The 14,872-nt window shown below is 46.1% G+C and carries 12 protein-coding genes; 11 read left to right on the top strand and 1 reads right to left on the bottom strand.

Features of this window, described 5'->3' with window-relative positions; translation table 11 throughout:
* The first annotated feature begins 97 nt into the window (after positions 1–97).
* The 7 genes from BN1938_RS16690 to BN1938_RS16660 all read left to right on the top strand — a co-directional run bounded on the left by BN1938_RS16690 (position 98) and on the right by BN1938_RS16660 (position 9,224).
* Positions 98–1,303, top strand: coding sequence for an ROK family protein (locus tag BN1938_RS16690; protein ID WP_173020117.1), 1,206 nt, complete (start codon positions 98–100; stop codon positions 1,301–1,303).
* Positions 1,304–1,482: 179 nt separating this feature from the next.
* Entirely contained in the window at positions 1,483–2,760 is a 1,278-nt protein-coding gene (locus tag BN1938_RS16685; protein ID WP_050641664.1) for a uroporphyrinogen decarboxylase family protein, read from the top strand.
* Positions 2,761–2,774: 14 nt separating this feature from the next.
* A complete protein-coding gene (locus BN1938_RS16680; RefSeq protein ID WP_050641663.1) occupies positions 2,775–3,764 on the top strand; it encodes an ABC transporter permease in 990 nt (329 codons plus the stop codon).
* 18 nt (positions 3,765–3,782) lie between these two features.
* The gene (locus BN1938_RS16675; protein ID WP_050641662.1) at positions 3,783–4,874 is read left to right on the top strand and encodes a sugar ABC transporter substrate-binding protein; all 1,092 of its coding nucleotides are present in this window, start codon (positions 3,783–3,785) and stop codon (positions 4,872–4,874) included.
* A gap of 47 nt (positions 4,875–4,921) precedes the next feature.
* Positions 4,922–6,436, top strand: coding sequence for a sugar ABC transporter ATP-binding protein (locus BN1938_RS16670; RefSeq protein WP_050641661.1), 1,515 nt, complete (start codon positions 4,922–4,924; stop codon positions 6,434–6,436).
* A 70-nt stretch (positions 6,437–6,506) separates the two neighbouring features.
* Positions 6,507–7,541 carry an NAD(P)-dependent alcohol dehydrogenase gene (locus BN1938_RS16665; protein WP_050641660.1) on the top strand — a complete coding sequence of 345 codons (1,035 nt, stop codon included), beginning with the start codon at positions 6,507–6,509 and terminating at the stop codon, positions 7,539–7,541.
* A 558-nt stretch (positions 7,542–8,099) separates the two neighbouring features.
* Positions 8,100–9,224: an ROK family protein gene (locus tag BN1938_RS16660; RefSeq protein ID WP_050641659.1), complete on the top strand. Its 1,125-nt coding sequence runs from the start codon at positions 8,100–8,102 to the stop codon at positions 9,222–9,224.
* Positions 9,225–9,810: 586 nt separating this feature from the next.
* Here the strand turns inward: BN1938_RS16660 and BN1938_RS16655 are convergent.
* Positions 9,811–10,521, bottom strand: coding sequence for a FadR/GntR family transcriptional regulator (locus BN1938_RS16655; protein ID WP_050641658.1), 711 nt, complete (start codon positions 10,519–10,521; stop codon positions 9,811–9,813).
* A 290-nt stretch (positions 10,522–10,811) separates the two neighbouring features.
* Between BN1938_RS16655 and BN1938_RS16650 the strand changes: the two genes are divergently transcribed.
* The 4 genes from BN1938_RS16650 to BN1938_RS16635 are packed head-to-tail and all read left to right on the top strand — an operon-like array spanning position 10,812 to position 14,869.
* Complete coding sequence (locus BN1938_RS16650; RefSeq protein ID WP_050641657.1) at positions 10,812–11,417, top strand: class II aldolase/adducin family protein; 606 nt, start codon at positions 10,812–10,814, stop codon at positions 11,415–11,417.
* 21 nt (positions 11,418–11,438) lie between these two features.
* Positions 11,439–12,236 carry an N-acyl homoserine lactonase family protein gene (locus tag BN1938_RS16645; protein WP_050641656.1) on the top strand — a complete coding sequence of 266 codons (798 nt, stop codon included), beginning with the start codon at positions 11,439–11,441 and terminating at the stop codon, positions 12,234–12,236.
* 13 nt (positions 12,237–12,249) lie between these two features.
* Positions 12,250–13,464: a Tm-1-like ATP-binding domain-containing protein gene (locus BN1938_RS16640; RefSeq protein ID WP_050641655.1), complete on the top strand. Its 1,215-nt coding sequence runs from the start codon at positions 12,250–12,252 to the stop codon at positions 13,462–13,464.
* A 4-nt stretch (positions 13,465–13,468) separates the two neighbouring features.
* Positions 13,469–14,869 carry a GntP family permease gene (locus tag BN1938_RS16635; RefSeq protein ID WP_082203041.1) on the top strand — a complete coding sequence of 467 codons (1,401 nt, stop codon included), beginning with the start codon at positions 13,469–13,471 and terminating at the stop codon, positions 14,867–14,869.
* The last annotated feature ends 3 nt before the right edge of the window (positions 14,870–14,872 follow it).

Genomic DNA, 14,872 nt, shown 5'->3' with positions numbered 1-14,872 from the left:
AAGCTTGCATGCCGGATGGATTAAGAGTATGATATATAAAGAATATATATAAAATTCATGAATCCGAGAGGTTAAGGCTATGAGCAGGGAATCCATCATGGAAAGTCGAAAATATTATCAGCGGAATAAAATGCTGAGTATTATTCGGTATCAGAAGGATGTTTCCAGATATGATGTGAAAAAAGCAACAGCATATAGTATGACAACTGTATTGAATACGATAGAAGAGATGCTTGGCGAAGGTTTGATATATGAGGAGGAATGTGCGGAAGCAAGAGTAGGAAGAAAGCCGGTGTGGCTTCGGATCAACCCGGATGGAGGATATTTCATCGGCCTGGAATTCAACGGCCGGATTATGCATTGTGTTGTTCTGGATTTTGCCGGCAATGTTATATACTCAAGAGAAAGTGTAATAGCAGAGTCACAAACCCATGCGGATGCAGTTCTGACAATGCTGAAAGAGAATATTTACCGGGCTATGGACATTTTGCATGGAAAAAAGGGAAGAGTGCTTGGTATTGGTTTGGGTGTGCCCGGATACAGCAATAAAAAGAAGGGAATCGCCATTTCGTACAGTCACATCAGGGATTGGGATAATATACCCCTGAAGAAGATGATTGAAGAGGAGTTTGGGCTTCCGTGTTACATGGAGAACAATGTAAGCGGTATGATTTATGCATATAAATGTTTGGTATACAACGGAAAATGTGAAGATATGCTCTTTTTCTCTGTACGTACCGGTGCGAGGGTTATGCCGATTATCAATAATATGCCGGTCAGCAGCATCAATGGCTTTCCGGGGGAGATTGGCCATGTAAAGGTAAGCGGAGGGAGCCGGATATGTTCCTGTGGGCGCTACGGCTGCCTGAACACGGAAGTATCGGACTTTGCAATCGTGAGTAAGATTAAAGATGGGATCAAAGTAGGGCGGTTTCGGGAAATTGTGGATATGGTGAACGGTGATCTGAGTGAAATTACAATCGTAACTTTTGTGGATTCCGTACTTTTGAAGCATCCTGATTCACAGAATCTGATGAAACAGGTGGCGGGGTATTTGGGCGAGACGTTCAGTATGCTTGTAAATATATTTGCCCCCAGAAAAATTGTATTCTACGGCGAGATGGTCAGGATCGGTGAACCGTTTTTTGAGATACTGAGAAAATGTGTAAAAGAAAACTCTTTAAAAGAAAATTACAAAGGGCTGCAGATACTTGGCTCTGAATTCGGCCGGGATCTGGGCGCCATTGGTGCGGCAGCGCTGGTTATGCAGGAAGAATTTGAGTTTGTGGAAAAAACGATATAAAGAAAAGCTCTAAAGTGTCATTCGATTTTTATCGAATGGCATTTTTTTTTGGTAGAAATAGCAAAAAATCAAAAGAAAAGATTAGTAAAAAACACGAATTGACAAATTCACACTTATTCACTATAATACATTTATAAAACAATTTAAATAAAGTATTTTACTTTATTCGGAGGTGCAAAATGGGCGGTACATCAAGAGAAAGATTTATTCAAACGATTCATCATCAGGACCCTGGACAAGTAGTGGTGGACCTGGGCGCTGCTTCTACAACCGGCATTCATGCAGAAGCGCTGTCTAATCTGCGCAGTTATCTGGGTTTGACTCCTAAAAGAGAACGGATCAGCGAACCCTTTCAGCTGCTGGGCGAGGTAGATGAGGAGATCAGGAAGGCTCTTGGAATTGATATTGTGGGAATTGGCACAAACACGACGATCTATGGCTTCGAAAATGCAGGCTGGAAGTCCTGGCATCTTCCTCAGGGACTGGAGGTAGAGGTGCCGGCCGGTTTTGTCTGCTCAGTTGACGAAAAGAATAATACATACATGTACCCGTGCGGAGACAGATACGCAAAGCCTGTCGCTAAGCTACCGGCTGGGGGGTATTTTTTCGACAACGTGGATCACACAGTGGGAGAGTTCGACGAAGATAATGCCAATGCCAGAGAAGATTATAAGAACGATTATCAGGTCTACACAGACAAGCAGCTGCGCTTCATGGAAGAACAGATTGATTATTATTACAACAATACGGATTACGCAATCTTTGGTGCGGCTGCACTGACGGCTATGGGGGATATGGCTTATATACCGGGACCGGCACAGAAGCTTCCAAAGGGAATCCGTTCCCCGGAAGACTGGCTGGTAGCGCATTACACGGTTCCGGAATATGTCCATGAATGCTATGAGATGCAGTTAGAAACAGCGATGAAAAACGTGAAGCTCTTAAAAGAAATAGCGGGGAATAAAATCCAGGCCGTATTTGTCAGCGGTACAGATCTGGGGACACAGCGGTCACAGTATATATCCAACGATATGTACCGCGAATTTTACCTTCCCCGCCATAAAAAACTGAATGACTGGATCCACCGGAATACAGACTGGAAAGTCTTTTTCCACTCTTGCGGGGCGATCGAAAAACTTATGCCCGAACTATATGAGGCGGGCGTTGATATCCTGAATCCGGTACAATGTTCTGCGGACGGCATGGATCCAAGGATGCTGAAAGAAAAATGGGGAGACAAGTTTGTTTTCTGGGGCGGGGGAGTAGATACGCAGAGGACGCTTCCTTTCGGGACACCGGAAGAGGTTTATACGGAAGTGCTGGAACGTCTGAAAATATTTGCGCCGGGCGGAGGCTTTGTATTTAATGCAATCCATAACATCCAGGGTCCGACCAAACCAGAAAATATAAATGCGATGTTTGAGGCTGTCCGGGATTATAACCGGATGGCAAAATAGGGAGGGGACGGCGCATGGGAGAGCAGGCAAAGGTTCAAAATAAAGAATCCATCAATAAGTTTACAAGTACCAGCGAGTTTGGTGTGATCATTGCACTGGCATTATTGTGTATAGCGATGTCATTCCTAAGTCCCTATTTTTTAAAAAGCTCTAACATTATAAATATCCTGTATCAGGTTTCCCAGTATGCCATATTGGCAATCGGCATGGGCTTTGTCATACTGACCGGCGGAATTGACCTGTCGGTCGGTTACACGGTAGGGATCTGCGGCTGTATGCTTGCAAGCATGATAAGTAAGGGCAGCAATATGTGGCTGACGTTTATCGGTGTCCTGCTGATGGGAATTTTTATTGGTGCAGTGAACGGTGTGCTGGTTACATATATGAAACTTGCCCCATTTATTGTCACATTGGGCACAGGGAAGATTATGCAGGGGTTAATCCTGCTGATTACAAATGGAATGCCGATCAGTGTAAATACGCCCCTGAACTGGCTGGGAAATGGAAAAGTAGGACAGATCCCGGTTGCCGTTATTATTATGGCGCTGGTGATTATAATAGGAACAGTCTTTTCCAAGTATACATTGTCCGGAAGGAACATCTATGCCGTGGGAAATAACGAAAGATCAGCAAAGATCTCGGGAATCAAAGTAGAGCGTATTAAGGTGCTGGTCTATGTTATCCAGGGGTTTCTGGCCGCATTATGCGGGGTGATTGCGACAGGTAAACTCAGAAGCGCGGATTCCCAGCTTGGAAACGGGTATGAGATGGATGTCATTGCTGCCGTTGTAATCGGAGGCTTCAGTATGAGCGGAGGTGAAGGAAAGATCTGGAGCGTCATGGTCGGGGCGGCAATCATGGGGGTACTGAAAAATGCTTTTGTGCTCCTGGGGTTACCCTCTTACTGGCAGACGGCAAGCATTGGAATCGTAATCATTATTGCGGTGTCAATTGATCCGGTCAAGGCATTTTTTAAACAGCGGAAAATCAACAAAGGAATTTAAAAAGGGAGGAATTATTTTATGAAAAAAAGAGTGTTGGGATTTATTTTAAGTGCAGCAATGGTAATCTGCCTTTGTGCAGGATGCGGAGCAGACAATGCGCCAGAAGAAAAGGCGGCGAAAACGGAGACAACCGGGGAAACGAAGCAGGATGATGCAGAGGAAGAGGCTGGAGACGACAATATTCTGGACGATGTCGTGGTGGATACCTCCAGAATCACGGTGAAACCGGCTGAAAATACTTCCGGGGAAGAGATCAGAATTGCAGCTTTATGTGTACCTTACGGCCCATTCTGGCTGGAAGTCGTAAACGGAATGGAATCCGCAAAGAAACTGCTTGCGGACTATAATTGTACGGTAGACCTGATCCCGTTGGAATCCCTGGACGGCCAGCTGTTCTATGACGCAATCCAGACCTGTATCGTAAAGGAATACGATGTGATCAGCACGTTCGGCGTATCCGATTCCATCTGCCCCATCGTAGACGAAGCAACGGACGCTGGTATTGCGGTTTATTACTACAATTCAGACACGGCCCAGGAATGTTCAAGAGTAGCGTTTATCGGCCAGGATTTATATGCAGCGGGACAGAAAGCGGCTGACCTGATGGCAGATATACTTGGCGGAAAAGGCACGGTGGGTATTATTACAGGTCTCTTCAGCGTCAATGCCCATGAACTGCGCAGGACAGGAAGCGAAGACCAGTTTAAAGAAAAATACCCGGATATCAAATTACTGGAAACCGTAGAGTGCAGTGATAATGACCAGGTAGCCTATAATGTGGCAACAGACCTTCTGACCGGCAATCCCGATCTGAGCGGGATTATCTGTACTGCAAACGGCCAGATTGGAACGGCTCAGGCAATTGAAGACTTAGGGCTGGAAGGAAAAGTGAAAATTGTCTGCTACGACTATATGGATGAAGTCATTGAATTTCTCAGAAAGGGAACAATCAATGCAACTATAAGCCAGGGACCATTTGACCAGGGCGCAAATCCGATCGTTTATGGATACAATCAGGTGATTACAGGAAAGCCGGAAGTAACCGGTAATGTGTTTACTGCTTTAGACGTGATAACACCAGAAAATGTAAATGAATATTTTCCGGAATAAATAATGACTGCAGGTGATAAGAATGCTGCAAGGCAAAAGGAGCGCATATGGAGCGGAAAGCAATCTATAAATTTCAGAATATCTGCAAATATTTTCCAGGTGTCAAGGCATTAGATGATGTCAGCTTCGATATCATGGAGGGGGAGATCCACGCAATAGTCGGAGAAAATGGGGCGGGTAAGTCTACACTGATGAATATCATATCAGGCGTTTACCAGCCCTCATCGGGCAGCCTGGTGTTCGAAGGGGAGAGGCTTGAGCTAAAGAGTGTAAGTCACGCTCAGGATATGGGGATTTCGATGATTCATCAGGAACTTTCCCTGTCCCCGGCGCTGGATATTGCCGAAAATATATTTGCGGGCAGACTTCCAAAAGGGAAGGGCGGCTTCCTGAATATCCGGAAACTGTATGCTAAAACGGAGGAGGCGCTGAAAGAAGTTGGGCTGGATTATTTAAATGCCCATACACTGATCCGGGATATCAGCACTTCTCAGCAGCAGTTGGTGGAGATTGCAAAGGCGCTGGCACTGAAATCAAAACTGATTATTATGGATGAACCCACAAGTTCTCTTACGGCCAGTGAAGCAAACTTTCTGGAAGAGATCATATTGGGACTGAAAAAATCAGGAGTGACAATTCTTTACATTTCGCACAAACTCGATGAAATCATGCGGCTGGCGGATAAAATCACGGTGCTGAGAGACGGCTGCCATATTGTGACTGACGACAAAAGCAATATGACAATTGAGAAGATGATTTCCTATATGGTGGGCAGGGAATACAGCAAGATAACGGTGAGAGAAAGCTTCCTTGATGATTATGAGAACCGCCGTGTGATACTGGAAGTGGAGGATTTGTGCGTAGGCAACAAAGTGAAACATGTAGGATTTAAACTGTACGAGGGGGAAATTCTGGGTATTACAGGGCTTGTAGGGGCAGGCAGAAGTGAAGTGCTGCAGGCAGTGTATGGTGCTGACCCAAGACAGAGCGGAACTATAAAAGTCCTGGGAAAAGAATGCCATCTGCAGAGGACAGGAGAGGCGATTGAACAGGGAATGGGGCTGGTGCCGGAAGGGCGGAAGACTCAGGGGCTGTTCCTGAAGCTGAGTGTCCGGGATAATGCATCGGTCATGTATCTCAGGAAACTGAGGTCTAAGGCGGGGCTTTTAAACACCCGCAAATGCAGGAGCCTGACGGAGCAGTATATTAAGAAGCTGAACATCAAGACTCCTTCACAGGGACAGCTGATTGAAAACTTAAGCGGCGGTAACCAGCAGAAAGTTGTAATTGCAAGATGTCTGATGAACCACCCTAAAATATTATTCATGGATGAGCCGACCCAGGGGATAGACGTGGGAGCCAAGGAAGAGATCTATCAGATTATGAATGAGCTTGTAAAAGAGGGCGTCAGTATCGTAATGGTATCGTCCGAGATGCAGGAGACTATCTCGCTCTGCGATAGAGTGATTGTCATGTATGAGGGGCAGATCACCGGTGAGCTTATGCATAAGGATGTCAGCGATGAAAAAATTCTTGCCCTGGCATCAAACAAGAGGGAATAGGGGTTACTATGCAAGCCCATAGGCCGTGAATAGTAACGAATAGGGTAATTGATCAGGATAGGAGGCAGCTATGAAGGCAGCGGTAATGACGAAAATAAAAGAAGTTGTGATGGAAGAGAGGGATATTCCGCAGATCGGGGATGACGAGGTTCTGATTAAAGTAAAACACTGCGGGATCTGCGGTTCCGACATCCATTATTATGAGCATGGAAGAATCGGGGATTTTGTAGTGAACCAGCCGATGGTATTAGGCCATGAATGCGCAGGGGAAATCTGTAAAGTCGGATCTTCGGTAAAGAATCTGGAAAGCGGGGATATCGTGGCGGTGGAACCTGGTTATACATGCGGAAAGTGCGAATTTTGTAAAAGCGGAAGATATAATTTATGCCCGGATGTCGTGTTTCTGGCAACTCCTCCTTATGACGGGGCCTTTGCAGAGTATATAAAATATCCGTCTGATATGGTTTTTAAACTTCCAAAAGGGATGGATACAATAGAGGGAGCGCTGATCGAACCGTTCTGTGTGGGAATGCATGCAGCCATGCAGGCGGAAGCCAGAGTGGGACAGAGTGCAGTGATCCTGGGGGCCGGATGCATAGGTTTGTGTACACTGATGGCGCTGTCGACGATGGGCGTGAAAAACGTATACATGGTGGATGTGATCCAAAGCCGTCTTGACATGGCAAAAGAACTGGGAGCAGTGAAAGTGATCCGGGCTGATCAGGAAGATGCGGTACAGGCAGTCATGGATGCCACAAACGGCAGAGGTGCGGATTTGGTCTTTGAAACTGCAGGGAGCCAGCAGACTGCACAGCAGACAGCGGAACTGGTGGCAAGAGGCGGGACTATAGTTATGGTAGGGATGGCGGCAGATCCGGTTTTCCAGTATGATTTCGGGAAGATTATGAATAAAGAAGTAAAGCTGCATACGGTGTTCCGTTATCAAAATCTGTACGAAGCGGCGATACATACGGTATCCGATTACCACCTGCCGCTGAAAAAGATTGTAACAAATACGTATACTTTTGAGCAGACGAGCCAGGCTCTCGATGACAGCATCAATCATAAGTCCGAAATGGTGAAGTCTGTGATTGCATTTTCGTAGTAGATGGGGCGGGGCGCAAAAGGAAGGGATAGCCGCAAGCCGCCCAAGTGCAGCTATGCCGTTGTGATATGCGGACACGAACCTAAGAAATTCTAGGAATCCGACAGCCGTGAAAGTGGGGCACGGGCTGACACATCACGAGAAATCGGATGATTTCTCGCGCTGGGTCAGCCGATTTTGTGATTCGGAGATCACAAAATCTCCCCACTTTCCCGGCTGTCGGCTTCCAAGAATTTCTAAGGTCCGCTTTAGCGTTTCACAACGGCATAGCTGCACTTGGGCGGCTTGCGGCTATCCCTTCCTTTTGCTGGGTGCATCCAACCGGTAGTTAAAGCCCTCAACTGGGGAGGCTCCTTAATGGGGGCAGCGTATTGAGTCGTTTGGTGGTATGGCATAGTCCCGGGACACAGAAGGAGCCTTGTTTTTTGCAAAAGGAGATCATTATGTGCTTACAGCGTAATTGTGAATGGTTCTGTTGTGGGAAAATGATTGTATTGGTAAGGAATATGTGTTAAAATTGATACATTAATAAAATACTTTTATAAAACGAGGGAAGATATGACGGAAAATAAGCTGAATAATATGGATGTTAAGCGGAATAACAGGAGCAGGGTTTATCACCTCCTTTATGAACATGGGCCAGAATCACTAAAGAATATTGCGGGAATATTGGACATGAGTATGCCGACGCTGCTGCAGAATGTGAAAGAGCTGAAGGCAGAGAATCTGATCATGGATTCAGGGGTTAAAGAATCTACAGGAGGGCGGAGGCCAAAGGTCATTGGCTGTAATTTTGCTGCGAAGGTCTCGGTTGGTCTGGACATTACAAGGAATCACGCAGTATTCATGTTGATTGACCTGAAGGGCAATATACTTCAATACAGAAGAATACGTTATACATTTAAAAACGAAAAAGAATATTTTGACAATCTTGTGATCAAATTAGAAGATTTTTTGGAAGAATGGGATGTAGAGCGCAGCACAATTCTCGGGGTGGGAATCTCTCTGCCGGGCATCATTGATGCGGACTCAAAGTACATGATGGTCGGCAAGGTGCTGGACTTTGACGGCGGAGACCTGGATGAATTCCGGAGCAGGATTCCCTATCCCTGCCTGTTCAGCAATGACGCTAATGCGGGTGGATTTGCAGAGCTTTGGCGGGCCGGTAATTTGGAAAATGTGATTTACCTATCGCTTAGTAATACGGTGGGTGGGGCGATTCTGATCAACGGGCAGAATTACTACGGAGAGACGCAAAAAGGCGGTGAATTCGGACATCTCATCATAAAGCCGGGGGGGAAGGCGTGCTACTGCGGACGCAGGGGCTGTGTGAATGCATATTGCTCTGCTACGAACCTGCGCTTGGGGGAGGAGACTCTGGAAGATTTTTTCAGAAAGCTTGCAAAAGGCGAAGAGATACAAAAGAAAGTGTGGGATGAATATAAAGAATATCTGGTACTGACTATATTAAACCTTAGGACATCCTTTGACTGCGATATCATTCTGGGCGGATATGTGGGAAGTTTTCTTGGAGATTATGTGGAGGAAATAGCGGCTGAGGTGCAAAAGAACAGCCTGTTTGGCGAAGAAGTGAACTTTATCAAAACCTGCTATTATCAGTATGAATCCTCTGCGGTCGGGGCGGCGCTCATGCATGTAAAAGAGTTTGTATCGGGGATTTAGGCGGCAAGCTTTAGACTTGTCGACGGACGGGGACGCTCCATGAAGGGATAGCCGAAAGCCTTCCGGAGAACATCCATGTCCTTTCAAAAATGCGGCCACGGGCCTAAGAAATTCTAGGCGGGAAACAGCCGCAAAAATGGAGCACAGCTGACACATCACGAGAAATCCGATGATTTCTCGCGCTGGGTCAGCCGATTTTTGGATTCGGTATCCAAAAATCTCTCCATTTTTGCGGCTGTTTCCCACCAAGAATTTCTAAGGCCCGCTTTGAGCGTTTTTGAAAGGACATGGATGTTCTCCGGAAGGCTTTCGGCTATCCCTTCATGGAGCTGGCGCATCCGGCCGGTAGGTAAAGTTCGTCCCTAAGGTAGAGCTTCATACGGGGGGCAGCGTATGGTATTGAATTGGCGGTACTTTCATACGTCCGCTGCCCCGGTCAGGGATCCTCCCTGTCATGAAGCGTCCCCGTCCGTCGACAAGGATAAAGCTTGCATACTTTGTTATATAAGGGGAAAGAACTTTTCTTTTATAGAAAAAGCCTTCCCGTTGGGATTCGCACTTTGTCCTATAATGTTTTTGGATACCTTTATTTGCCTGTGTTTTCCGGGGTCTTGCTGGTCAGAAGCTTTTTCACCCTGCTCAGATGCTGGTACATTGCCTCATATGCCCGGTCGGGATTTTTTGTCAGTATTGCCTCAAATATCGAGGTATGATAGGAAACAACTTCATCCATAGGCGTCGTGTTTTTCAGGCTCCAATACTGATGATTAGATATGATCTGGGGCATGGCGGAAAGGCAGTTGGTAAAAAAGTCTGAATGTGAAGCATTAGCCACGGCCAGATGGAAGTCGGCGTCCGCCTGAAAAAAATAATGATCCTGCCCTGCCTTTAATTTACGGATTTCATCAATGGATCGGAACAGGCTTTCCTGTATCTGGATAATATCTTCTGCATTGGCATGGACAGCGGCCTGCCGGCTCCCCTCGGATTCAATCAGGCAGCGGAGCTGCACGGACTCCTGTAAGATTACTTCATTTTTCAGATAGGGCGTATTTTTTCCGGAAGAGATAAAAGATGGCGGGACATTGGTTACAAATATGCCAGAACTTCTTTTGACAGAAACGATATCTTCCTGGGTAAGCAAAGAAATTGCCTCTCTTACCGGTACACGGCTGACTTTATAATATTCTGCAAGCTCCCGCTCAGTGGGCAGTTTGTCTCCGGCCTGATATTTGCCGGATATAATCTCTTTTTTTATATCTTCTGAAATGATTTCTCCAAGGGATTTCTTCTTCATGTCTCTTCCTCCGCAAATATATCTTGTAAATAAATTATACCAAAAGCAAGAACATAAAGCAATGGTTTTGAAAAAATGGTATATAAAAATACCAATATAGAATAAAAAATAAACCTATTGTATAAAAACAACTGTTGAAAATAGTGCATATTAAACGAATAATAAAAAGAAATGAAAGTGATATTGACTAAAAGAGATAAAGGTTATACTATTTTAATATAAACAGGGCCTGTTAAAAGAAAAATGGTTGGTATAAAAAATAACCAAAAACAATGAGGAAAGGAAAATTTATGTATCTTAATTTTATAGAAAAAAAGAACGATTTCCTCCGTGCAGCCAGACGTACATATGAAAGCGGCATACAAACCGGAACGGGTGGAAACCTGAGCGTGAGACTGGATGATCATTGTATGCTCGTAAAGCCGAGCGGTTTTTCGTACGGAGCGTGTTCGGAAGAAAATTTGACAGTTACAGATTTTAGCGGAAAACTCATGCATGGTATCTATCAGCCCACAAGAGAATCTGTTCTGCATGGAAATCTATATAACAGGTTTCCGGATATTGGGGGGATTGTCCATGTCCATTCTCCATATGCAATCCTGGCATCGCTGCATTATGACCAGGTTGAGCTCGTCACGATGCACTCAGCCTTGAAACTGAGGGAGTCCATCCCTGTCATTGATGTAAAAACACAGGCGGTAGAAGCACAGGAGCTATATAAAGTGTTTCACGCTTTTGAAAACAATCCGTCCCTGTCCGCTTTTATTCTCAGGGGACACGGGATCGTTGCAATCGGGAAAACCGCGGAAAAAGCGGGACAGACTGCAGAACTTATTGAAGAAACCGCGATGATTTTCTGGGAAGACGAAAAAATGAAATATATGAAAAACAGTTGAATTAAAATCAGGAGGATACCTATGCAGAACTATACAATTACCCCAATTATTACAGGTTATACACATACAAACAAGGCTACATACCTCTACCATCACAGTATACATAAGTACTATGATACAGAGGGGTTTGTAGATTTGCCGGTTACCATTTTTCTGGTGCAGGGAAACGGCCGCAAGATCCTGATTGATACGGGAATGTCTGATACAGACAGGGCGGGAAAATATCATCACCCGGGATCTGTGCAGCCGGAAGGGCATGCAGTATACGAACAGCTGGATAAGCTGGGGATTGGATGCGGGGAGATTGATACTATCATTTTTACACATTTACATTGGGATCATGTCTATTATACGGACCGGTTTACAAATGCGAAGATGTATGCACAGCGAAAAGAATATGAATTTGCCATGAACCCGATCCCGCTTTACTATAAGTCTTACGAGTACCCGGCGCTGGGAATCCGGCCCCAGTTTGCGGATATGGAAATTACGCTTCTGGACGGGGAATGTGAGGTTATGGACGGAATCTATGTGTACCCGAGCACAGGACATTCCGTTGGCCATCAGACGGTGGTGGTCAATACGAAAGACGGGGAGTACCATTGCTGCGGTGACCTGATCTTTACTTATGACAATATAAAAGAGGTGCCGGAAGCGCATTATGACATCACCCCTCCCGGCAGATTCCTGGACATAGTTGATTCATGGAACAGCATTGTTGAATTGAAAAGAAGAGCGAAATCACCGGACTTTATTCTGCCGACCCATGCGCCGGAAATGATTGAACTGGTAGAATCGGGAAAAATACTTGGCGTATAGGCGGGGATAAAATATGAAGACAATAGCGCTGATTTCTTCACTGGATACAAAAGAAGAGGAAATACTGTATGCAAAAGAACTGATAGAAAAACGAGGCCTGTTTACCTTTCTGATTGATCTGAGCACGCGCAGGCTGGAGAATGCCCATGCTGATTTAAAAGCGAAGGAGATTCTGGGAGCCGCAGGGATTGGAGAGGAACAAATCCGGGCTATGGATAAGGCGGACTGTATCAGTGCCATGGAGAATGCGGCCAAAACTGCCGTTCAAACGGCATATGCTGATGGCCGGTTCCAGGGGATTCTCTGTATTGGGGGAGGTCAAAATGCCAGGATGGCGGCAGAGGTAATGAGAGAACTGCCCCTTGGGGTGCCTAAGATGATCGTATCGCCTCTCATATCGGGGAAAAGAACGATCGAACAGTTTATGGGGGCGAGCGATATTATTCTCAGGCATTCCGTGGTAGATTTCTCCGGGCTGAACTCGATCAGCAGGAAGGTGATTTATCAATGTGTGCAGGCTGTGGTTGGGATGGTAGTGCATCCTTATAGCAGAGAGGATGCAGGGGGGGTTAAAATTGGCATGACAATGCTTGGCGTTACCACCAGATTTGCGGATGGAATTGTGAAGGGCATGGGGGAAGAGGTTGTCTGCTTTCATGCCAACGGCACCGGTGGAAGATGCTATGAGGAGATGATAAGGCAGGGCGTATTTGATGTGTCTTTGGATGCGAATCTCCACGAACTTACCTGTGAAATGCTGGGCGGCTTTTGCGAAGGGGCGCCAGGGCGTCTTCGTGCGGCTGCTGATTCAGGGATTCCGATACTCTGCGTTCCGGGGGCGGTTGATGTCATTGATTATTATTTTGAGGATGGAGTGACTGAGCGTCCTGAAAGGTTTCTGGAACGGAAGCATGTATTTCATAATGCGAATATATGCCATACAAAAGCATTTCCCGAAGAAATGCGGCAGCTGGGGGAAGAGACTGCGAAGCGGCTGAACCGTGCGAAGGGAAAGGTGACCGTAGTGCTTCCGGATGATGGCTTCTGCGAGGCGGGGAGAAAAGGGCAGGCGCTCTGTGATCCGGCTGCAGATCAGGCGTTTACGGAAGCGCTGAAGTCGAAACTGGATAAAAACATCCGTGTGCTGGAGGTGGAAGGAAATATTAATGATGACGCCTGTATTGGCCTTTGCATACGGGAGGTTCAAAAATTAATAGAAAAGAGGTAGATTTATGACGATTTCAGCAGTTATAGGTTTGATAGCGGTACTGATATTTCTGATTTATTTCTCTTATAAAGGCGCGCCGATCGTGATTATAGCTCCTATAGGCGCGATCATATTGATATTGTTTGCAAGCGGGCTGGATGCCAAAGTAATGGCTGCATATACGGAAGTATATATGAAAGGCTTTGGGAATTTCGCTAAAAATTTCTTCCCGTTGTTTGTTACGGGTGCATTATTTGCCAAAATGATGGACAGTGTAGGTTATACTAAATCAATTGCCAGGTTTGTGGCGCGGCGGCTGGGAAAAGGCAAGGCAATCATGTCCGTAGTGCTTGCGGGAGCGATCCTGACATATGGAGGCGTGTCACTGTTTGTTGTGGCATTTGTCGTGTATCCGATTGCGATTTCTTTGTTCCGGGAAGCGGACATCCCTAAAAGGCTGATACCAGGAACTATCGCTCTGGGTGCGTTTACATTTACCATGACGGCTCTGCCGGGCACGCCGCAGGTACAGAATACCATTCCCATGTCCGTATTCGGCACGGATTCCTTCGCGGCTCCGGGTCTGGGAATCATAGCAAGTATCCTGCTCTTCGGACTGGGGTATCTGTGGCTGTCGGCAAGGGCGAAAAAGGCAAAGGCGCTGGGAGAAGGGTATGGAGAACACCAGGATGAAGCATCTGCAGTCGATATGGCTGACAGCACGGATGTGCCTCCGGTCTGTCTGGCGGTACTTCCGATTGTCCTGATGTTCGGATTGAATCTGTTTTTATCAAAAGTGTATTACCCACGGGTAAACGGTGGATATCTGGAGGAGTACGGAACCAGCTTGCCGGCGGTTGCCGGAAATTGGAGCGTAATTATTGCCATTGTAATCTCCATCGTTGTGATTTTACTAATGAATATTAAAAAACTAAAGGGGATGGGGATTAATACCGTCTTAAAAGACGGCGTGACAACAACTTTCGGTCCAATCGTAAATGCCTGTGCGATTGTTGGATTCGGAACAGTCATTACTTCTCTGCCGCTTTACACCGGACTTCAGCAGCTTTTGGTCGGAAGTTCACAGAATCCACTGATATCGGAGGCTCTGTCGGTAAATATACTCTGTGGAATTACCGGCTCGGCTTCGGGCGGTCTGGGTGCGGCGATCAGCGGATTTGCAGACAATTATATGCAGATGGCTGCATCCGCCGGCATATCACCGGAGGTGCTGCACAGAATTGCCTCACTTGCATCAGGGGGGCTGGATACGCTTCCGTTTAACGGAGCGGTACTCACTACGCTTGCGTTATGCGGGATGACCCATAAGCAATCCTATAAAGATATGTGTGTTGTATCTGTAATTATTCCGATGTGTGTAACTGTAATCATGGTAATATTGGCTAGTTTGGGGCTTCAGTTTTAGGAG

The sequence above is a fragment of the Eubacterium sp. SB2 genome, assembly GCF_001244405.1.
Lineage (GTDB): Bacteria > Bacillota > Clostridia > Lachnospirales > Lachnospiraceae > Faecalicatena > Faecalicatena contortus_B.
The sequence above is the reverse complement of the archived record's forward strand: the minus strand, read 5'-3'. Positions and strand labels throughout refer to the sequence as shown.

What these genes read in the sequence shown, in the direction of transcription:
- BN1938_RS16690 (WP_173020117.1), top strand. Translation starts at nt 98, where the DNA reads ATGGAAAGTCGAAAATATTATCAGCGGAATAAAATGCTGAGTATTATT.
- BN1938_RS16685 (WP_050641664.1), top strand. Translation starts at nt 1,483, where the DNA reads ATGGGCGGTACATCAAGAGAAAGATTTATTCAAACGATTCATCATCAG.
- BN1938_RS16680 (WP_050641663.1), top strand. Translation starts at nt 2,775, where the DNA reads ATGGGAGAGCAGGCAAAGGTTCAAAATAAAGAATCCATCAATAAGTTT.
- BN1938_RS16675 (WP_050641662.1), top strand. Translation starts at nt 3,783, where the DNA reads ATGAAAAAAAGAGTGTTGGGATTTATTTTAAGTGCAGCAATGGTAATC.
- BN1938_RS16670 (WP_050641661.1), top strand. Translation starts at nt 4,922, where the DNA reads ATGGAGCGGAAAGCAATCTATAAATTTCAGAATATCTGCAAATATTTT.
- BN1938_RS16665 (WP_050641660.1), top strand. Translation starts at nt 6,507, where the DNA reads ATGAAGGCAGCGGTAATGACGAAAATAAAAGAAGTTGTGATGGAAGAG.
- BN1938_RS16660 (WP_050641659.1), top strand. Translation starts at nt 8,100, where the DNA reads ATGACGGAAAATAAGCTGAATAATATGGATGTTAAGCGGAATAACAGG.
- BN1938_RS16655 (WP_050641658.1), bottom strand. Translation starts at nt 10,521, where the DNA reads ATGAAGAAGAAATCCCTTGGAGAAATCATTTCAGAAGATATAAAAAAA.
- BN1938_RS16650 (WP_050641657.1), top strand. Translation starts at nt 10,812, where the DNA reads ATGTATCTTAATTTTATAGAAAAAAAGAACGATTTCCTCCGTGCAGCC.
- BN1938_RS16645 (WP_050641656.1), top strand. Translation starts at nt 11,439, where the DNA reads ATGCAGAACTATACAATTACCCCAATTATTACAGGTTATACACATACA.
- BN1938_RS16640 (WP_050641655.1), top strand. Translation starts at nt 12,250, where the DNA reads ATGAAGACAATAGCGCTGATTTCTTCACTGGATACAAAAGAAGAGGAA.
- BN1938_RS16635 (WP_082203041.1), top strand. Translation starts at nt 13,469, where the DNA reads ATGACGATTTCAGCAGTTATAGGTTTGATAGCGGTACTGATATTTCTG.